Below are 17,935 nucleotides of genomic sequence, written 5' to 3'. Positions count from 1 at the left end.
CGTGCCGTTGTCCTGTCGTTATCGCCGGCTGGCACGGGCAATCCTGCCCCTGCCGCGCGGACCGTTGAATGGGACGAGTGTAGCGACGGGAAACGATGGAAACGGGGATGCGCCTCGTAGCGTGAAAGCGCGTTTTCCGGCGACGATCGAATCGGACTACGAAACCCGGCGGCACGCTCGGGCACGCGCCGCCGGAACCGCTTCCATTGCGCGCCGGGCCGCCGGCGCGCGTGTCAGCGGCGCGTCAGGCGAGGGTTACAGACGCCGCGCGGCGAGGTACGCGAGCTGCGCGCGGTTCTGCACGTTGAAGAGTTTCTCGAGCGAACGGATGTGATGGCCGACCTTGTGCAGCGACGTGCGCAACGCGCTCGCGATCTCCTGGTCGGACAGCCCATGCACGAGGCGATCGAGCACCTGCTGCTGCTCGTCGCCGAGCGCGAAGCCGCGCATGCGCGCGATGCGCGCCTCGAGAAACGGCAGCGCGACACGGTGCACGGCGAGACTGACCGACAGTGCACCGCCGATCACGCGATCGTCGATCCATTCGGTGCCGTGCGTCTCCGACGTGACGTTCACCGCGACGCGCAGGTCGAGACGCGGCGCCGACAGGCTGAAGATCACGCCGCTGTTCATTGCGTGCGCACGCAGATGGCCGGCAAGCGCCAGCACCTTGCGGTCGCCGCTACCCTGCGCGGCCGCCTCGATCTCGTCGAGCCGCCACGCGACCGGAAAGCCGCTCTGCCGCACCTGCGCGAAACGCGGGTCACTCTCGTAGAGCATTCCTTCGATAAACGGCTGCATGAATGTCGCCGGCGCGAGGTCGCGCAGCAGATGCGCGCACAGAATGCGCCGCCCGATCATTTCGTACGCCCCGTAACCGAGCGTACTGAAACCGATTTGCCGCAATCGCGCATGGCATTGCGCGAAATCGATTGGCGCGAGGTCGGTTTTACCGTATCCAATTTGAATACCGGTAAAAACGTCACGCTCGATTGCCTGATATTCGTTCGAATAAACGGCAGCCGCTGCAATATCGGCTTGTGAGAACCATTCGACGCGTGGTGCGCCGTCAGCATATGTCATGAGGAGCCCGCCCCTTTCCCAATATGTGGAACTGCGCCCCGTCACGATCTGGTCTTTTCTTTATGATTTTCTGGTCGATCTTATATGCGTGCGGATATGAACCTTCCGCCGCCATTCGTATTACGGCATATTACGCATTTACGGGCATTTTTGTACAATGCCCCCGCGTTTCGTCAGGGATGACGATCGGCGCATATCAAAAACGATGCTCGATCGCACCGCCGCGAATGCCGTACACGATACGGCCGCCGCCAGGCGATGCGCGTCGATTCCGAGGGATGGCTCATGTCCGATATTGCATTGCATGAAGAAGCGGTCGCCCCAACCTTTCCGCGCCCGTCGCACGGATCGAGCGCCTGCGCCGATGCGCTGCGCGAGCGCGCCGTGCAGGTCGTCTGGTGCGACGACGTGAAGCGTGGCGACGTCCCGCAGCCGCACGCGCCGAAGCTCGGCGTCGCCGATACGCTCGCGCACGCGCAGAGCACGGCCGAGCGCAACCGGATCGTCACAAGCCTGCTGCACCTGACGGGCTTCTCGACGTTCGCGTACTTTGCGCTCGAATTCGCGCGCGACCGTGTCGAAAGCCTCTACCTGCACGAAGCGTTCACGCCGGCCACCTATCGCGGCGACTACGTGCGGCACAACCACCACGACGTCGATCCGCGCACGCTCGGCGCGCGCGTGTGCAACATGCCGATCGTGTGGGACCTTCAGCAGTTGCGCCGCGATCATCGCGAACGCGACGACGCCCCGTACGTGAGCCCCGCCGCGCTCGACGGCTTCCTGCAAACGATGCAGGACGACGGAATGTGCAGCGGCATCATGTATTCGATGGCCGTACCCGGCACGCGGCTGCATGCGTTCATGAGCTTCACCGCGCCGCGCCGCACGCGCGAATGGATAACGCCGGCTACGATCGAGCAGGCGCTGTCGATCGGGCTGTCGGTACACAAGTTCGCTTCGCCGCAACTGATCTCGACGTCGCGCGAGCGCGCGGTGAATGGCCTCACGCCGTTCGAGCAGGAACTGCTGCTCGGCATCGCCGAAGGCGCATCCGACAAGGAGATCGGCCGGCGCCTCGACACCAGCGCGCACAACGTCGACTATCACCTGCGCAAGCTGCGCAAGCGCTTCGGCGTCGCGAACCGGATCCAGCTCACGTACCTGACGTCGAAGCTCGAGTTGATCTGAGCGCCGCGCCGCTTCGTGAAATCGGGCGCGTAAACGCACATGCCGGCCTCGCGGGCCGGCATGCACGGGTTGCGGCGCGGTGCCGGGTCCGGCGCCGCTTCCTGTCAAACGTCCTGCGTTACTTCAGCAGCGTCATCTGGACGACTTTCACGATCACGAGGCCGACCGCGATCACGAGATAGCCGCGCAGCACGGCCATCCAGATCCGTGTGGCGACCGTCATGTTCTGCGGCTCGAGCGTATCGAGCGGCGGCATGCGCCACGTGTCGCGCAGCGAGCGATCGAGCGCCGGCTCGACCACGCGCTTGTTGCGGCGAATCAGGACCGTTGCGAGATAGCCCGCGATCGCGAGCACGGTGCCGCCGACCAGCACGTCGACGATCGCCTCGCCGCTGATATCCGGATACATCACCGATGCGGTCAGGATGATCGACAGCAGCACGAGCACCCAGATCACCGCGCCCGTGAACACGTTGAGCTTCGTCGAGTTGATCCACGGGCCAAGCACCTGGCGGTCGTTGCACAGCACGAGCAGGAACACCGTCGCGCTCGGCAGCAGCACGCCGGCCAGCGTCTGCACGGCTTCGGTCAGCAGGCCGAGCGGGCTGCCCGGGATCAGCACGAGCGTGGCCGCGGCCGCGACGATGCCGAAATAGACGAGATAGAAGCCCTTCGCGTCGGTCACGCCGCGATGCAGCGAGTGACGGATCTTGAACACGTCGCCGATCGCATACGCGGTCGACAGCGACACCGCTGCCGCACCGATGATGCATGCGTCGAGCAGCGCGATCGCGAACAGCGTTGCGCTCGTACGGCCCGCATACTTCTCGAGGCCCGCGATGATGCCGCCTGCATCGGTGAAGTTGCCGGCTTCCGGATGGCCGTTGAACAGCGCGGCGCTGAAGCCGATCATGGCCACCGCACCGACCAGCACGAACGCGATGCCGATCCACAGGTCGGCCTTCTCGTACTTCATGAAGCGCGGCGTGATGCGCTTGTCGATCACGTAGCTCTGCTGGAAGAACAACTGCCAGGGCGCAACCGTCGTGCCGACGATGCCGATCACGAGCAGCATCACGTCCGACAGCTTCGCGTGCGTGGGCCAGTTCGGCACGAAGAAATCGCGCGACATCTGCGCGACGGGCGGGTGGATCGACACGAGCACCGGCACGAGCAGCAGGCTCAACACACACAGCCCGATCGCGAATCGCTCGAAGCGCCTGAAATCGCCGGTACTCACCGCAGCCATCGTCAACGCGGCGGCCACGCACACGCCCGCCACCTTCGGCAGCCCGAAGAAATCCAGCACGAACGTGATGCCGATGAACTCGGTGACGATGGTCAGCGCATTGAGCAGGAACAGGTCGATCACGCTGAACGCACCCCAGAACTTGCCGAAGCGTTCGAAGATCAGGCGCGCATGGCCGACGCCCGTGACCGCGCCAAGGCGCAGCACCATTTCCTGGTTCACGTACAGCACGGGCACGAGCAGCAGCAACGTCCACAGCAGCGTCGTGCCGTAGTTCTGGCCGGCCTGCGTATACGTGCCGAATGCGCCGGCATCGTTGTCGCCGACCATCACGATCAGGCCCGGGCCGATGATCGCGAGCAGCGTGCGCAGGCGCGCCCACCACGAGCCGCGCGCACCGGTGTCGTGGTGCGAGATCGTGCCGAGTGCACCGCGGATGTCGCCCAGATGTGCTTCGTCGAGCACGGCGCTGCGTTCGACGGCGATCGGTGGTGAGACGTTGGATGGCGTGGACATGATGTGTTCCGTACGGCTAAGGGTTATTCGATTCGATAAGCGTGTGACCTTGGAATGCGCACGGGGCGGCCGCTCGAAGGTGGGCGCGCGTGCGCATGCCGAGGCGCGCTCGGCGCTTCTTTCAGCGGATCAACGATTTCAGCTGGTTCAGCAGACGCGAGAACACCCGCGGACGGGCGTCGAGCGTCAGCATCGCGTCGTAGTGGTTGCGCGATTCCGTGACGTGCGGGAGGTTCGACAGCAGAAGGCCGAAGTTCATGGTCTGGCTCCGTGCGGCGACGGCAGGCATGCCGGCCGCGTGGTGGGTGCGGGGCCAGTCCGGGGCCTGAACGACGTGTCAGGCTAGTCGGCCGGATTGTCCCTGCGACCCGGGTTCAAAAGGGTCGGTGTGTGCAACGGGCATAAGGGACAACTGTCACTGTCGTTCATGGCGGCTCCTGTGCGGTGTTCCGGAAAACACGGTTGACCGCCGTCAGGCCTGCGGGCCGCCATTCGCGAGCCGGAAAAAGGCATGCGCGAACGCGGCCGCCTGCCGGGCGGCGGTGAAACCGGGCAACGCATGCGAAAACGCATCACGCTAACCGGCGCGAATCAGGGTGCACGTAGGGATTTGCTGCGGAATACTGCTGCGCGCACCGTTTGCCTGGGAGACAAACGGCGGCTTCGATGAGGCGCGGACGTCGGTCGCTCAGGCGGAAATTTCGTTCGAAGATCGACTACTGCAGGCGTCCAAGGCGGCGGCCCCAAGAGTGAAGATGCCGGATTCTATGGACCGCCCGAAAGTGAAGTCAACCCCTCCAAACCCCATTTCTCGAAATAAATTTCCCGCTTTCCGCCACTGAAAGATTTGTCCTTGAAATGGCGTACCGGAACCTTTCAGCGCGTCACTCAGCGGTCACGCAACGATGCGTGCGAACAACGACGCGGCATCCTGCCGCGCGCTTCCCGCGCCCCGCCGAAACGCTGCCGCGCCGCGGCGGTCCGTTGCGACACGCACGCCACGGACGTCATCTTTTGTGCTTTTTTGCTTGCACCGCAGCAAAAGTCGCGACTACAATCCGCCCCAATTCATCAAGGGAGTCCCTCCGTGGACACATGCTCTAGTTGCAGTTCGATGCCGGTCCAGGCCGGCCAAGCCATCGCGAGATAGCAGCCAGACGCATGTCTTTCGCCGCTAGCTCGCATTCGCCGGGTTAGCGCGCTTCCTCCCGGGCCGGCCATCGCCGCCCCGCCAGTCGCACGCTCCGTTACGTTCCACCCTCCGATCGCAGGTCGCGTCACGCGCCCGCGCTCGATCACGTCGTCCGGCATTTGCCGGACCGGACGGAGGCAGCGTCATGTTTCTTCAATCCTTCGCGCTCAGACTCAAGCGCATCGTGCACGCCGCGTGCGACCGCTCGTTCGCGTCCGGCCTCTCGCCGCTCGCCCACGCGTTCAGCAACTGGCGCGGCGTGGCGCTCGCCCACGTGCCGGCGACGCCGCGCCCGCTCGATTGCGTGCTGGTCGCCGCGATGGCGGCCGCGATCGCGCTTGCCGCGCTGCTGTGCTCGGCCGCATCGCGCCTCGGCTTCGCGCAGATGTGGCGCGTCGGCGGCTGGCTGCCGTAACCCCGTCGCCGCGCGGCGGCACCGCTCGCCCCGGGCCGCCGCGCGATCGTCTCGCCGCGTTTCCCGCATCACGTTTTCGTTTCTTCAGTCTAACTAATCAAATCATCGACGGAACCCACATGAAGAATCATCTCGAACCTGTCCCGCGCAAGCTCCACGCCAATGCGCTCGCCACGCTGCTGCTGTCGCTCGCCGCCACCTCCGCATTCGCGCAGGCGACGTCGCCGGCCGCAGCCGAACCGGCGGCCGGCGCCAGCGACGCCGCCGCTCCCGCACAACAGGCCGCCGATGCTGCCGCGCCCGCCCCCACCGGTCTCTGGGAGCGTTCGAACCTGCTCGGCAACATGGGCGGCCTGCGCGATTTGCTCGGCGATCACGGCGTCACGCTGAGCCTGCAGGAAACCAGCGAGTACCTGTACAACACGTCCGGCGGCACGAATCGCGGCGGCGCGTACCAGGGGCTCACGCAATTCGGTTTCAACGTCGATACCGGCAAGGCGATCGGCCTGCCGGGCGGCACGTTCAACGTGTCGGGCCTGCAGATCCACGGCACCAACCTCACGCAGCGCTACCTGCAGACGCTGCAGACCGCGACCGGCATCGAAGCGAACTCGACCACGCGCCTGTGGGAACTCTGGTACCAGCAGTCGTTGCTCGACGGCAAGGTCGACGTGAAGGTCGGCCAACAGAGCGTCGACCAGGAATTCATGGTGAGCCAGAACGCGGCGACGTTCATGAACGCGACGTTCGGCTGGCCCGTGCTGCCGTCCACCGACCTGCCGGCCGGCGGCGCCGCGTATCCGCTGTCGTCGCTCGGCGTACGGCTGCGCGTGAAGCCGGCGGACGCGTGGACCGCGATGATCGGCGTGTTCGACGGCAATCCTGCCGGCCGCACCGACGGCGACGCGCAGGTGCTGAACGCACACGGCACCAACTTCAACCTGCGCAGCGGCGCGTTCGTGATCGGCGAAGTGCAGTACGCGCTGAACGCGCCGCCCGCCGACCCGAAGGCGCCGCAACCAGCCGGCTTGCCCGGCACGTACAAGCTCGGCTTCTGGTATCAGTCGCAGCACGCGAACGATCCGCGTTTCGGCACCGACGGCCTGTCGCTCGCGGATCCGGCCAGCAACGGCACGCCCGCCACGCATCGCGGCAACTACGGGTTCTATGCGGTCGCGGACCAGATGGTGTGGCGGCCGTCGGCCGACAGCCCGCGCTCGGTCGGCGTGTTCGCGCGCGTGATGGGCTCGCCGGGCGATCGCAATATCGTCGATTTCGCCGCCAACGCAGGCGTGACGCTGAAGGCGCCGTTCAAGGGACGCGACAACGACGTCGCCGGCATCGCGGTCGGCTACGCGAAGATCGGCTCGCATGCGCGCGGCCTCGACGGCGACACCGGCGTGTACACGACGCCCGGCTATCCGGTGCGCCGCGCGGAGACGGTCGTCGAAGCGACCTACCAGTACCAGGTCGCGCCGTGGTGGCAGGTGCAGGCCGACCTGCAGCACTTCTTCCGCCCGGGCGGCGGTATCCCGAACCCGAACGCCGCCGGTGCACGCATCGGCGACGAAACGGTGGTCGGCGTACGCACGACGATCACGTTCTGATGCAAGCCGCATGAAGACACGGGCCGGTCGGCCGCTTGCGCGACCGTCCGGCCCGTGTGCGGGTGTGCGTGCGGGCAGGTGGCCCGCGCCGCGTATTACTCGCCGTACAGCCCGAGCAGTTTCAGCGTGACGCCGTTGGTCCAGCCGAAGCCGTCCTGCAACGGATATTCGCCGCCTCCGCCCCCTCCGGTACCGGCGCCTTCGACCACGTATTTCTCGACGAGCTTGCCTTCGGTCGCATACACCTGCTTCACGTCGGACAGGAAGCGCGTGCCGATCTCCTTCGCGAGCGCCGGTTCGCCATAGCGGCGCAGCCCGTCTATCGCGATCCACTGCAGCGGCGCCCAGCCGTTCGGCGCATCCCACTGCTGGCCCGTGTTCTCGGTCGTCGTCGCGAGGCCTCCTGGCTGCAGGAGCGTCTTGCGCACTTCGCGCGCGGTCGCCTTCGCGCGCTCGGGCCATGCGACGCCCGCGAACAGCGGATACAGCGTGGCCGCCGTCACGCCATCGCGCGGCTTGCGCAGTTGCCAGTCATAGTCGCCGTAATAGCCGCGACGGTTCCACAGATAGCGATTGATCGCGGCCGCACGCCGCGCCGCGCGCCCGGAGAAATCGGTCACGCATGCCAGGTCGCGCGCGACCGTGCAGCCCTTCACGATCGTCGTCTCGAGATGGAACATCAGGCTGTTCAGGTCGACCGGCACGATCGACGTCGTGCGGATCGTCGCGAGCGTCTTGCCGTCGCCGAACCAGCGCGAGCTGTAGTCCCAGCCGCTTTCCGCGCCCGCGCGCAGGTCGCGGTACACCTCGCTCGCCGGACGGGACGGCACGGATTTCGCGGTCGTCACGTCCTCGAGATACGACTCGTCGCGCGGCGTGTCGCTCGCGTCCCAGTAACGGTTCAGCACGGCGCCGTCGGGCATCGCGACCACGTGGCGCGCGGCCTGACCGCGCGGCGTCGTGGTTTCGCCCTGCATCCAGTACGCGTGTTCCTTGCGCAGCTCCGGCAAGTACTTCTGGTAGATCTTGTCGCCCTCGGCCTGTGCGGCCAGCGTGACCATATAGGCGAAGAATGGCGGCTGCGAGCGGCTCGCGTAGTAAGTGCGGTTGCCGTTCGGGATGTGACCGATCGTATCGATCAGATGTGCGAAGTTGTCGAGCATGTCGTCGACGAGATCCTCGCGCCCCGACACCTGCAGCCCGAGCATCGTGAAATAGGTATCCCAGTAGTAGCCTTCGCGGAACCGGCCGCCCGGCACGACGTACGGTTTGGGCATCGCGATCAGCGAACCGTATTGGGGCACCGTGACGCTCGTGCGCGTGAGCTGCGGCCACAGCCAGTCGATATGCTGGCGCAGCGTCTGGTTCGGCGGCGGTGTCACGCCGCTTTCCGGCGGCGGCGTGAAGTGCTGGCCGACGAACGTCTTCAGCGAAAAGCCCGGCTGCGATTTCTGTTGCTGATACAACTGCACGATCGTCGCGGGATCGGTATCGGGCGTCGCGTCGACGAAGGTCTTCTGGTCGGGATAGATCTGCGCGGTCTGCACCGCGACGAACAGGTCGCCGTAGAGCTGGCTCGGCGGCGGCAGCAGCGTGCCCGACGCGAGGGCCGTCGCGGCGGTGGCGGCCGCGACCGTGGACTGGCCGACCGCTTGCGCAGCGGCCTGGTTCGCGTTGTCGGCCTGCGCGGCGCAGCCGGCGACGGCGAGATAGGCGACGGCCAGCGCGGCGGCCCAGCGCAGACGCGGCGTGGGCAGCGCAGCACGTGACGAGAGATGAACCGGGAAGCGAGATGCAATCGATGCGGCACGACGTGACGTCATGACGTGTCCCCTCCTTTCGATGGTGAGTGGGTCGGCACGAGGTCTCGTTCGCGCGCGCGTTCGTCTCGATGGCCCTCGATCGATATGCGTCATGTTGTGGTGCGAGTGGGTCCGACTGTCGCACGAAACGTGCACATCAAGCAAGTTTCGATTCGCGCGACTCACGAAGATAACCGCGTACCGCCCGCCACGCGCGCGCTTCGAGCGCCGCCGCATCGGTCTCGCCGCGCGCGCCCGCCGCATCGACGATTCCTTTCACGATCGCGAGCAGGTCGTGTGCAACGACGTCGGGTGCGGCGACACGCGGCGCATCGCGCAGGCCTAGCGCATGCAGCAGCGTCGCGTGGATGCGGTCGGCAACGCGCGCGGTGCGCGCACCGAGCGGCAGCCGCGCTTCCTCGAAATCGATCAGCCGCGCGAGCGCCGGCCGGCGCATCTGGTGCGCGACGGCCCCGCGCACCAGCATGCGCAGCACGTCGTCGCAGGAAGACAGCGCGGCCGCCCGGTCGACGTCGTCGAGCAGATGCGCACTCTCCCGCTCGACGAGCGCGGCCGTCAGCGCATCGCGATTCGGGAAGTATTGATAGAGCGAACCGATGCTCACGCCGGCCAGCGCCGCGACGGCGTTCGTCGTGTAACCGTCGAAGCCGTCGCGCTCCAGAATGCGAGCAGCGGCCTCGACGATCGCGTCGACGGTGGCCACCGAGCGGCGCTGGCGCGGCGCCTTGCGGGGCGAAAGCGGAATACGCGAAGACGATTCGGACATGACGGGAACGCGAGTTTCGAACATGAGTAAACGCTCATATTCTAGAAACGCCCTTTCACGCCGTCAAAAGGAATCACCATGCCCCGCCAAACTTCGAACGCGCACACTGTATTCATGCTCGTGAAGATGCGCGTCGGCGCCGCCGTGCCCGACCGCTTCCGGCAACGGCACGAACACGTCGAGCCGTTCCGGGATCGCTGCGTCGGCAGCGTCGGGATCCTGCCGTGCGTCGAGCGCGCATCGCGTGCGTCGAACGACGGCGGGGCCGCACGGTCGACCGGTCAGTTCGGTCGCACACACAAACACGATCGTTGCGCCACGTTTGCGCAGTCGTTCTTTCTACATAGCTCGCCGGAAAGGACGACTGTTGCAACATGCGGAACAACTGTTGTCACGCGTGACTCAGCGGTCACATTGTGGGCATAATGACGCCTTTACCGCGCGCCCAGCCCATGTCGCCCGTCTTTCTAGCACCGCTCATCGTTGCCTGTGCGTTGTTCATGGAAAGCGTCGACGCAAACATCATCGTCACCGCGCTGCCCGCGATGGCGAGGGACTTCGGGCACAACCCCGTCACACTGAACATCGCGATCACGGCCTACGTGGTCGGCCTCGGCGTGTTCATTCCGATCTGCGGCTGGCTCGCCGACCGCTTCAGCGCACGCTCCGTGTTCCGCACCGCGATCGGCATCTTCGTCGTCGGCTCGCTGATGTGCGCAGCCTCCAACTCGCTCGGCGTGCTCACGTTCGCGCGCTTCATCCAGGGCGTCGGCGGCGCGATGATGGTCCCGGTCGGCCGCATCATCATCTTCCGCGCGGTGCCGCGCTCCGATCTCGTGCGCGCGATGAACTACCTCGCGATTCCCGCGCTGTTCGGGCCCACGGTCGGGCCGCTCGTCGGCGGCTTCATCACGACCTACCTGCACTGGCGGATGATCTTCTTCATCAACGTGCCGATCGGTATCTACGGGATCTATCTCGCGAGCAAGCACATCGCGAATACCCACGAGCCCGATCCCGGCCCGCTCGACTGGTTCGGCTTCCTGCTGTCGGCAAGCGGCGCCGCACTGCTGCTGATGGGCCTCACGCTGATCGACGGCTCGCTCACGTCGCGCTCGAACGCGATTCTCATGTGCGTGGCCGGCACCGTGATGCTCGCGCTGTATGTACCGTACGCGCGCCGCAAGGAGCGGCCGGTGCTCGACCTCAGTTTCCTGAAGATCCCGACGTATCACGCGAGCGTCGTTGGCGGGTCGCTGTTCCGCATCGGCCTCGGCGCGGTGCCGTTCCTGCTGCCGCTCGCGCTGCAGGAAGGGCTCGGCATGACCGCGTTCCATTCGGGGCTCATCACGTGCGCGTCCGCGCTCGGCGGCGCGGTGAGCCGCTCGACGGCCACGCATACGCTGCGCCGCTTTGGCTTTCGCACGGTACTGATCTACAACGCGGCGTTCGCGGGCCTCGCGATCGCCGCGTACGGCGTGTTCCATCCCGGCATGGCGACCTGGGCGATCTGGCTGATCGTGCTGGTCGGCGGCATCTTCCCAGCGCTGCAGTTCACGAGCCTCAACTCGATGATCTACGCGGACATCTCGCCGCGCGACGCCGGCCGCGCGACGAGCCTCGGCAGCGTCGTGCAGCAGATGTCGCTCGGCCTCGGCGTAACGGTGGCCGGCCTCGTGCTGCACGTGTCGCACTGGCTGCAGGGCCATCAGACGATGATGTGGTCGGATTTCTGGCCCGCGTTCCTCGTGGTCGGGCTGTGCTCGTTCGCGTCGATTCCGATCACGCGACGGCTGCCACCCGGCGCCGGCGACGAAGTCGCGCGCGGCAAGCGGCAATAATCAATAAGCAGTAAGCAGTAAGCGGCCGGTACGGCCCAGGGAAACGAATGCCGCGGCATGACATGCCGCTCGGCGAAGAGTGAAAAACCGGAAATACAAAAAAATCAGCGGACATCCACTCGGGGCCGGTGCACAGCCGCATGGATGTCCGCTCAGGGCTCCTGGATTCCCGATGGGGGTTGAGAATCCAAGATTCGCTTCCTGCGTGCCATGGACATATGTGCGTCGGAAGCGGAATCATTGCGCGCACTTGTCGTCGCGCCATGAACTGCACTATAGGGAAACTTGCGAAACCCGTCTGTCAAGCATTGTCAGACGCGTTGCAGCGGTGCGGCGCACGTGTGCGCCGCTTTCGCGCTAAAGTGGTCCCCGATCGCCACCCTCGACCGCCACTCCGATGCTTACGCTCTCGCCCGCCGCCGCCCGCGCGCTGCATCTCGCCGCACAGGGCCTGCTGACGCCGCCCCGCCGCAAGGCGACCAAGGCCGATGTGCTCGACTCGATCCGCCGGATGGCGCAGTTGCAGATCGACACCATCAACGTCATCGCACGCAGCCCGTATCTCGTGCTGTTCAGCCGCCTCGGCGATTTCGCGCCACAGTGGCTCGACGAACATCTCGCCGAGGCACGCCTGTTCGAGTACTGGTCGCACGAAGCGTGCTTCCTGCCAGTCGAGCAGTTCGGGCTGATGCGCTACAAGATGCTCGATCCGTCGGGGATGGGCTGGAAATACGCAGCCGAGTGGCATGAGCAGAACCGGTCCGACATCGAGCAGCTTCTCGCGCGGATTCGCGACGAGGGCCCGGTGCGGTCGGCCGACTTCGAGCGCGAGGATGGCGTGAAGGGCAACGGATGGTGGGATCGCAAGCCGGAGAAACAACACCTGGAGGTGCTGTTCACGACGGGTGACCTGATGGTGTCGGAACGCCGCAATTTCCAGCGCGTGTACGATATACGCGAACGCGTGTTGCCCGACTGGGACGACTCACGCGACCTGCCGCCACGCGATGCCGTGCTGCCGGCGCTGCTCGACTACACGTGCCGTGCGCTCGGCGTCGTGCGCGCGGACTGGGTTGCCGACTACTACCGGCTGCCGCGCCGCTCGTACCGCGAAGAGCTGGAGCGGCTCGCGGAAGCCGGCGACCTGATTCCGGTGCAGATCGACGACTGGAAGGAGCCCGCTTACGTGCATCGCTCGCTCGAGGCATGGCTGCCGGCCGCCGCGGCCGACACGCTGCGCTCGACGGTCACGACGCTGCTGTCGCCGTTCGATCCGGTCGTCTGGGACCGGCGTCGCGCGTCGACGCTGTTCGGCTTCGACTACACGATCGAGTGCTATACGCCGCAGCACAAGCGGCGCTACGGCTATTTCTGCCTGCCCGTGCTGCATCGCGGCCGACTGGTCGGCCGCGTCGATGCAAAAGCGCATCGCAGGCTGGGTACGTTCGAGCTGAAGGCCGTGCATGTCGAGCCGGGCGTGCGCTTCGGCACGGGGCTCGCGGCCGACGTCGCGAAGGCCGTGAAGAAACTCGCGGCATGGCACGGCACGCCGGAGGTGACGGTCGCGCATGCGCCGCCCGAGCTGGTGAAGGCGCTGGCCGGCGCGTAACGGCATCACGCTCATGCAGCCGGCTGTCTCGGCGGCACACGCCGCCGGTTGCGGATCAGTCGCGCAGCTTGCGAAAACGCGGCGTGCCGTCCTCGAGGTTCCCGTTGAACATCGCTTCCGGGCGTACCCACAGCCCGCGCGCATGCGGCCACAGATGCTCGTACACGACCACCGACTCCTCGGTTTCGGAATGGCGCGCAACGCCGATGTAGCGGTACAGCCCGCCCTTGTAGTGACGGTGCGTCGCGAGCTGTTCGGCTTCCTGTTCGGTCATGATGGGCTTCTCTTCGGCAAAAACGGAAAGCGCGTATTGTATGCGCAGCGCCGCGCGTCAGCGTTTCGCGTAGATGTCGGGGCGGCGAATCTCCATCAGCCGCTCGGGATTCGCTGACGGCCCGAAGCCGACCGGCCGGTACAGCTCGTGCGCATCGGTCGTCACGAGCATGATGCGGCGCAGCCGCTGCACCATCTCCTGCGCGAACACGTGGTCGATCAGCGCCCGGCCGTAGCCGTTGCCGCGATCGGCCGGCAGCACGAACACGTCGCACAGGTACGCGAACGTCGCGTGATCGGTGACGAGCCGCGCGAACCCGACGAGCCGGTCGCCGACATACGCGCCGAAGCACAGCGAACCCTCGATCGCGCTCTCGACCACGTCGCGCGGAATACCCTGCGACCAGTACGCGTCGCGATGCAGGAAGTCGAAGATCGCGTCGATGTCGAGTTCGCGCTTGTCGGTGGAAAATCTCAGCGTAGCGGGGGCGGCTGCGGGCACGGCTGTTCTCCGGTCGGGGTCGGAAGGCGGAGCATCGACGATACCGCGCCGTGACGCGGGGGACAAGGGACACCGCCAATCCGCTGCGGCTGAACGCTGGCGCGACGCCTTGCCGGATGGTGACGTGCGACTATGCACAGCCTCCACTAAACTTGTACAACATTCCGTACATCTCCCCCAGCAATGCCATACTTGTACCGTTATATGTACAAGTGAGGCACATCATGCGCACGATTCATTTTTCGGATGCCCGCAGTAATCTGAAGACCGTCATCGACCAGGTCGTCGACGACGCGGACGTGACGCTCATCACGCGCCGCGATTCGCCGAACGCCGTCATCATGTCGCAGGACTACTACGACAGCCTGATGGAGACGGTTCACCTGCTGCGCTCGCCGGCCAACGTCGCCCATCTCGAACGCTCTATCGCGCAACTGCGCAAGGGCAAGGCGAAAGAACACAAGCTCGCCGAGGATGATGAATGAGCGTACGCCGCGCGCTCCTTACTTCCGACGCGTGGGACGACTATGTCTACTGGCAGGGGCAGGATCGCAAGACTCTCAAGCGTATCAACCAGCTCATTCGCGAAACCCAGCGAACACCGTTCGAGGGCATCGGCAAGCCCGAACCGCTCAAGGCCAATCTCTCGGGTTTCTGGTCGCGGCGCATCGACGACACGAACCGTCTGGTCTACGAGGCTGACGACCTTCAGATCAGCATCGTATCCTGCCGCTATCGCTACGGATAGCACGGCCTTCATCGATTCTCACCACGGCGCCGGCAACGTCTTGTCGGCCTTGCAACGCTTCAGCGGAAGCGGCTTCGCAGCCACGATCCTCGTCACGTCGCGCGTGTGCGGATCGATCTCCAGGTCGAGGCACGCGCAGCCGTAGCCGTGCTCCCCGGCATTCGTGACGACCCAGCCCTGCTTCGACATGTCGGGCATCTCGTCGAGGCCCGGCACCGGCTCGCTGCCCATGGTCGACAGCGTCCAGCTGCCGTCCTTGTCGACCAGCCACCAGTTGGCCGGCGTCGGGTTCTCGAGCCATCCGCAGCGTTTTACCGGCGCGGCGGCCACCGCCGTTGCGGCGGTCGACGCGAACGCCGCCGCGAGAACCCACATCGCACAACGGGCACGAGCGATTTTCATTTGATCGAATTCAGGCACGAAGAAGCATCGGGAAACCGCCATCGCGGACGCCGGACAGCATACCGGGCTTTCCTTCCCGCGTCGCGCGCCAGCCGGCAACGCACGCACGCCGAACGGCACGCGTCCGCTTTTCGGTGGATCATGTAGCCCGTGCAGGCTGCAAGCAACCGCACACACCAACAACGACAGACTGGAAGGAGCGACCGATGCACGCCCAAGCCGCACTCACCGCCTCTGCGACCCGGCCTCCCCTCGCGCGCCGCGCCGCGCTCTGGCTCGCCGCCGTCGCGCTCGCGTCCGCCGCGCTGCCGGCCGAAGCGGCCGACCTGCGTGTGATGATCTCCGGCGGCTTCACGGCCGCATACAAGCAATTGGGTCCCGGCTTCACGGCGTCATCCGGCGACACGCTCGACACGATCTCCGGCCCGTCGATGGGCCAGTCGAAGGAAGCGATTCCGAATCGCCTCGCGCGCGGCGAGAAAGCCGACGTATTGATCATGGTCGGCTATGCGCTCGACCAGTTGATCAAGGAAGGCAAGGTGATTCCCGCGTCACGCGTCGAGCTCGCCGATTCGCGGATCGGGATGGTCGTGCGCGCCGGTGCGCCGAAGCCCGACATCGGCACCGTCGACCAGTTGAAGGCCGTGCTGCTGCGCGCGAAATCGGTCGCGTATTCGGACAGCGCGAGCGGCGTCTACGTCGAAAAGGAAATGTTCCGCAAGCTCGGCGTCGAGGATCAGGTGAAGCCCAAGGCGAAGATGATCCCGCGCATCCCGGTTGCGTCCGTCGTCGCGAACGGCGACTACGAAATCGGCTTCCAGCAGGTCAGCGAACTGCTGCCGGTGCCGGGCGTCACGTATGCGGGCAAGGTGCCCGAATCGGTGCAGTCGGTCACGCGCTTCGCAGGCGGCATTCCGGTCGGCGCCGATCATCCCGAAGACGCGAAGAAGCTGCTCGACTATCTCGCGTCGCCGCAGGCGCAAGCGACAGTGCAGGCAACAGGGCTCGATTCGGTGACAATGTCCCCCGCCCAATAACCCTGTCGCGTCGCTTCATGACCTTCCGCCTCATCGCATTCGACTTCGACGGCACGCTCGCCGATTCGCTCGACAGCTTTCTCGCGGCGCTGTCGGAAGCGTCGCGCCTGCACGGCTTTCGCGACGCCACGCCCGAGCTGCGCCCCGCGTTGCGCGGCATGTCGGCGCGCGACATCATTCGCGCGCTCGACGTGCCGATGTGGAAAGTGCCGCGCGTGACGATCGACATGCGCCGCCTGATGCAGCCGCGCGTCGCGCAGGTGAGGCTGTTCCCCGGCGTCGACGCAACGTTCGATGCGCTCGCCACGCGCGGCATCCGCATCGCGATCGCCACGTCCAACACCGAAGACATCGTGCGCGACCGGCTCGGCCCGCGTGCCAGCGCGCGGGTCGACACCTTCGCATGCGGCATTCCGCTGTTCGGCAAGGCGCGTCGCCTGCGCGCACTCGTTCGCGAGGCCGGTGTGCGTGCCGACGAAGTGCTGTACGTCGGCGATGAAATCCGCGATGCCGACGCGGCGCAACGTGCACGCATTGCATTCCAGGGCGTAGCGTGGGGCTACACCGCACCCGACGCATTGCAGGCACATTGTGCGACACCGTTGCTGCCGCGCCTCGAAGCTTTGCTCGATCGCGTGTGACGCTTTCTCGCGCATTGCATGCGCGATCCGACACGTCGCTCGACGGGCACGACACAGCAGCAAGACGATGAAATGCGGATGACACGCGCGTGCTTCTCGTGCATTGCATGCGCCACGCGCACGCAAAAATTGCCGCCATCGCACCCGCACCAGGTACGCAATACCTGTCTGCAAGCGTGCACATCGATTCGTCTTACCAACCGTTACACAAACCACAGCACGGTTGCACCTGCTACCCGACCGCTCTCCTAGAATCAGTCGGGCCGGGAAACACTTCGACCGGCGCCGCGGCAGAGCGGCGGTCGAATCCGGCCCGGGCGCGCCCGGTCTCTCGCACAGCTACGGATCACGTCATCCGTTTTTTAACCAGAGCCCCGATCGAAAGGAGGTCCCATGAACCGCTTTCCCCACATCTCGCGCCTTGCTTTGTCTGCCGCTGGCCTGCTTCTCGTCGCCGTAACGGCGACCGCGCAAACCGCCCAACCGGCACCCGCGGCACCTGCCGCGCCGGCCGCCGCCGCGACGCGCATCCACGAAGCCGACCAGGCCTTCATCACGGACGGCACGAAGACCGTGTCGACGCAGCACGACGCCGCACGTATCGCCGATTCGCGCACGTCGGACAGCCAGGTCAAGGCGTTCGCGCAACGCGTGTCGGCCGACGACGAGAAGATCATCCAGGCGATGCGCGCGGCGAGCCCGCGCGGCGTCGACGTGCCGGCCAACGACCCGGACACCGCCGTGCTGAGCAGCATCAAGAACCTGCGCGGCGCCGAGTTCGACAAGGCGTATATCGAGCAGGTCGCACTTGCCGGCCAGCAGAAGGCGATCTCGGCATTCCAGGCCGAAATCGCATCGGGACGCGACACGAAGCTGAAGGAAGTCGCACGCCAGTCGCTGCCGATCCTGCAGGCGCACTACGCGGACGCGCAGAAGCTCGCGCAGCGTCACCACCTCGCATCGGCGCAGTAACGCGATGCAGCGCCGCGCCTCGCGCGCGGCGCACCGCTTCCCCCCTCGTCGCGCTGCCGCCTCCCCTG

At 66.0% G+C, this 17,935-nt stretch carries 18 protein-coding genes; 10 read left to right on the top strand and 8 right to left on the bottom strand.

Translation table 11 applies throughout. The features are described from left to right. Nucleotides 1-255 precede the first annotated feature (255 nt). A complete protein-coding gene (locus KEC55_RS31140; RefSeq protein WP_282508872.1) occupies nucleotides 256-1,083 on the bottom strand; it encodes a helix-turn-helix transcriptional regulator in 828 nt (275 codons plus the stop codon). A gap of 285 nt (nucleotides 1,084-1,368) precedes the next feature. On the opposite strand from KEC55_RS31140, the gene KEC55_RS31135 reads away from it, so the two are divergent. Further along, complete coding sequence (locus KEC55_RS31135; protein WP_282508871.1) at nucleotides 1,369-2,274, top strand: helix-turn-helix transcriptional regulator; 906 nt, start codon at nucleotides 1,369-1,371, stop codon at nucleotides 2,272-2,274. Nucleotides 2,275-2,392: 118 nt separating this feature from the next. On the opposite strand, the gene KEC55_RS31130 is transcribed toward KEC55_RS31135, so the two are convergent. Together KEC55_RS31130 and KEC55_RS31125 are read right to left on the bottom strand one after the other, a co-directional pair. Then, a complete protein-coding gene (locus KEC55_RS31130; protein WP_282508870.1) occupies nucleotides 2,393-4,039 on the bottom strand; it encodes an Nramp family divalent metal transporter in 1,647 nt (548 codons plus the stop codon). Nucleotides 4,040-4,160: 121 nt separating this feature from the next. After that, a complete protein-coding gene (locus KEC55_RS31125) occupies nucleotides 4,161-4,298 on the bottom strand; it encodes a hypothetical protein (protein ID WP_165765561.1) in 138 nt (45 codons plus the stop codon). Between the two features lie 1,078 nt (nucleotides 4,299-5,376). Here KEC55_RS31125 and KEC55_RS31120 point away from each other — a divergent pair. Together KEC55_RS31120 and KEC55_RS31115 are read left to right on the top strand one after the other, a co-directional pair. After that, nucleotides 5,377-5,646 (top strand): hypothetical protein, encoded by a 270-nt coding sequence (locus KEC55_RS31120; RefSeq protein WP_282508869.1) that lies wholly within the window; start codon nucleotides 5,377-5,379, stop codon nucleotides 5,644-5,646. 119 nt (nucleotides 5,647-5,765) lie between these two features. Next, the gene (locus tag KEC55_RS31115) at nucleotides 5,766-7,253 is read left to right on the top strand and encodes a carbohydrate porin (protein ID WP_282508868.1); all 1,488 of its coding nucleotides are present in this window, start codon (nucleotides 5,766-5,768) and stop codon (nucleotides 7,251-7,253) included. Between the two features lie 95 nt (nucleotides 7,254-7,348). On the opposite strand, the gene treA is transcribed toward KEC55_RS31115, so the two are convergent. Both treA and KEC55_RS31105 read right to left on the bottom strand, forming a co-directional pair. Further along, the gene (treA, locus tag KEC55_RS31110) at nucleotides 7,349-9,076 is read right to left on the bottom strand and encodes an alpha,alpha-trehalase TreA (protein ID WP_282508867.1); all 1,728 of its coding nucleotides are present in this window, start codon (nucleotides 9,074-9,076) and stop codon (nucleotides 7,349-7,351) included. A 136-nt stretch (nucleotides 9,077-9,212) separates the two neighbouring features. Next, nucleotides 9,213-9,842, bottom strand: coding sequence for a TetR/AcrR family transcriptional regulator (locus KEC55_RS31105; protein WP_282508866.1), 630 nt, complete (start codon nucleotides 9,840-9,842; stop codon nucleotides 9,213-9,215). A 452-nt stretch (nucleotides 9,843-10,294) separates the two neighbouring features. Here KEC55_RS31105 and KEC55_RS31100 point away from each other — a divergent pair, with 452 nt between their 5' ends. Together KEC55_RS31100 and KEC55_RS31095 are read left to right on the top strand one after the other, a co-directional pair. After that, on the top strand, nucleotides 10,295-11,683 hold the full coding sequence (locus KEC55_RS31100) for an MFS transporter (protein ID WP_282508865.1): 1,389 nt from the start codon (nucleotides 10,295-10,297) through the stop codon (nucleotides 11,681-11,683). 397 nt (nucleotides 11,684-12,080) lie between these two features. Beyond that, nucleotides 12,081-13,292, top strand: a complete 1,212-nt coding sequence (locus tag KEC55_RS31095) for a winged helix-turn-helix domain-containing protein (RefSeq protein WP_282508864.1) — start codon at nucleotides 12,081-12,083, stop codon at nucleotides 13,290-13,292. Nucleotides 13,293-13,347: 55 nt separating this feature from the next. Here KEC55_RS31095 and KEC55_RS31090 read toward each other — a convergent pair whose 3' ends face one another. Continuing rightward, on the bottom strand, nucleotides 13,348-13,566 hold the full coding sequence (locus tag KEC55_RS31090; protein ID WP_006480837.1) for a DUF1653 domain-containing protein: 219 nt from the start codon (nucleotides 13,564-13,566) through the stop codon (nucleotides 13,348-13,350). A 57-nt stretch (nucleotides 13,567-13,623) separates the two neighbouring features. After that, nucleotides 13,624-14,067: a GNAT family N-acetyltransferase gene (locus KEC55_RS31085; RefSeq protein WP_282508863.1), complete on the bottom strand. Its 444-nt coding sequence runs from the start codon at nucleotides 14,065-14,067 to the stop codon at nucleotides 13,624-13,626. 224 nt (nucleotides 14,068-14,291) lie between these two features. Between KEC55_RS31085 and KEC55_RS31080 the strand changes: the two genes are divergently transcribed. Together KEC55_RS31080 and KEC55_RS31075 are read left to right on the top strand one after the other, a co-directional pair. Then, a complete protein-coding gene (locus KEC55_RS31080) occupies nucleotides 14,292-14,552 on the top strand; it encodes a type II toxin-antitoxin system Phd/YefM family antitoxin (RefSeq protein WP_282508862.1) in 261 nt (86 codons plus the stop codon). After that, nucleotides 14,549-14,815 carry a Txe/YoeB family addiction module toxin gene (locus tag KEC55_RS31075; RefSeq protein WP_282508861.1) on the top strand — a complete coding sequence of 89 codons (267 nt, stop codon included), beginning with the start codon at nucleotides 14,549-14,551 and terminating at the stop codon, nucleotides 14,813-14,815. The genes KEC55_RS31080 and KEC55_RS31075 overlap by 4 nt, the downstream gene beginning before the upstream one ends. An 18-nt stretch (nucleotides 14,816-14,833) precedes the next feature. On the opposite strand, the gene KEC55_RS31070 is transcribed toward KEC55_RS31075, so the two are convergent. Further along, the gene (locus KEC55_RS31070) at nucleotides 14,834-15,217 is read right to left on the bottom strand and encodes a DUF4087 domain-containing protein (RefSeq protein WP_282508860.1); all 384 of its coding nucleotides are present in this window, start codon (nucleotides 15,215-15,217) and stop codon (nucleotides 14,834-14,836) included. Between the two features lie 206 nt (nucleotides 15,218-15,423). Between KEC55_RS31070 and KEC55_RS31065 the strand changes: the two genes are divergently transcribed. From KEC55_RS31065 to KEC55_RS31055, 3 genes are all read left to right on the top strand, one after another. After that, complete coding sequence (locus tag KEC55_RS31065; RefSeq protein ID WP_282508859.1) at nucleotides 15,424-16,254, top strand: substrate-binding domain-containing protein; 831 nt, start codon at nucleotides 15,424-15,426, stop codon at nucleotides 16,252-16,254. Nucleotides 16,255-16,271: 17 nt separating this feature from the next. Next, complete coding sequence (locus KEC55_RS31060; protein WP_282508858.1) at nucleotides 16,272-16,895, top strand: HAD hydrolase-like protein; 624 nt, start codon at nucleotides 16,272-16,274, stop codon at nucleotides 16,893-16,895. Between the two features lie 393 nt (nucleotides 16,896-17,288). Beyond that, complete coding sequence (locus tag KEC55_RS31055; RefSeq protein WP_282508857.1) at nucleotides 17,289-17,867, top strand: DUF4142 domain-containing protein; 579 nt, start codon at nucleotides 17,289-17,291, stop codon at nucleotides 17,865-17,867. Nucleotides 17,868-17,935: the final 68 nt, after the last annotated feature.

It is taken from the genome of Burkholderia cepacia (genome assembly GCF_029962485.1).
Taxonomy (GTDB): domain Bacteria; phylum Pseudomonadota; class Gammaproteobacteria; order Burkholderiales; family Burkholderiaceae; genus Burkholderia.
This window is presented reverse-complemented; position numbering and strand designations above follow the sequence as displayed.

What these genes read in the sequence shown, in the direction of transcription:
- KEC55_RS31140 (WP_282508872.1), bottom strand. Translation starts at nt 1,083, where the DNA reads ATGACATATGCTGACGGCGCACCACGCGTCGAATGGTTCTCACAAGCC.
- KEC55_RS31135 (WP_282508871.1), top strand. Translation starts at nt 1,369, where the DNA reads ATGTCCGATATTGCATTGCATGAAGAAGCGGTCGCCCCAACCTTTCCG.
- KEC55_RS31130 (WP_282508870.1), bottom strand. Translation starts at nt 4,039, where the DNA reads ATGTCCACGCCATCCAACGTCTCACCACCGATCGCCGTCGAACGCAGC.
- KEC55_RS31125 (WP_165765561.1), bottom strand. Translation starts at nt 4,298, where the DNA reads ATGAACTTCGGCCTTCTGCTGTCGAACCTCCCGCACGTCACGGAATCG.
- KEC55_RS31120 (WP_282508869.1), top strand. Translation starts at nt 5,377, where the DNA reads ATGTTTCTTCAATCCTTCGCGCTCAGACTCAAGCGCATCGTGCACGCC.
- KEC55_RS31115 (WP_282508868.1), top strand. Translation starts at nt 5,766, where the DNA reads ATGAAGAATCATCTCGAACCTGTCCCGCGCAAGCTCCACGCCAATGCG.
- treA (WP_282508867.1), bottom strand. Translation starts at nt 9,076, where the DNA reads ATGACGTCACGTCGTGCCGCATCGATTGCATCTCGCTTCCCGGTTCAT.
- KEC55_RS31105 (WP_282508866.1), bottom strand. Translation starts at nt 9,842, where the DNA reads ATGTCCGAATCGTCTTCGCGTATTCCGCTTTCGCCCCGCAAGGCGCCG.
- KEC55_RS31100 (WP_282508865.1), top strand. Translation starts at nt 10,295, where the DNA reads ATGTCGCCCGTCTTTCTAGCACCGCTCATCGTTGCCTGTGCGTTGTTC.
- KEC55_RS31095 (WP_282508864.1), top strand. Translation starts at nt 12,081, where the DNA reads ATGCTTACGCTCTCGCCCGCCGCCGCCCGCGCGCTGCATCTCGCCGCA.
- KEC55_RS31090 (WP_006480837.1), bottom strand. Translation starts at nt 13,566, where the DNA reads ATGACCGAACAGGAAGCCGAACAGCTCGCGACGCACCGTCACTACAAG.
- KEC55_RS31080 (WP_282508862.1), top strand. Translation starts at nt 14,292, where the DNA reads ATGCGCACGATTCATTTTTCGGATGCCCGCAGTAATCTGAAGACCGTC.
- KEC55_RS31075 (WP_282508861.1), top strand. Translation starts at nt 14,549, where the DNA reads ATGAGCGTACGCCGCGCGCTCCTTACTTCCGACGCGTGGGACGACTAT.
- KEC55_RS31070 (WP_282508860.1), bottom strand. Translation starts at nt 15,217, where the DNA reads ATGAAAATCGCTCGTGCCCGTTGTGCGATGTGGGTTCTCGCGGCGGCG.
- KEC55_RS31065 (WP_282508859.1), top strand. Translation starts at nt 15,424, where the DNA reads ATGCACGCCCAAGCCGCACTCACCGCCTCTGCGACCCGGCCTCCCCTC.
- KEC55_RS31060 (WP_282508858.1), top strand. Translation starts at nt 16,272, where the DNA reads ATGACCTTCCGCCTCATCGCATTCGACTTCGACGGCACGCTCGCCGAT.
- KEC55_RS31055 (WP_282508857.1), top strand. Translation starts at nt 17,289, where the DNA reads ATGAACCGCTTTCCCCACATCTCGCGCCTTGCTTTGTCTGCCGCTGGC.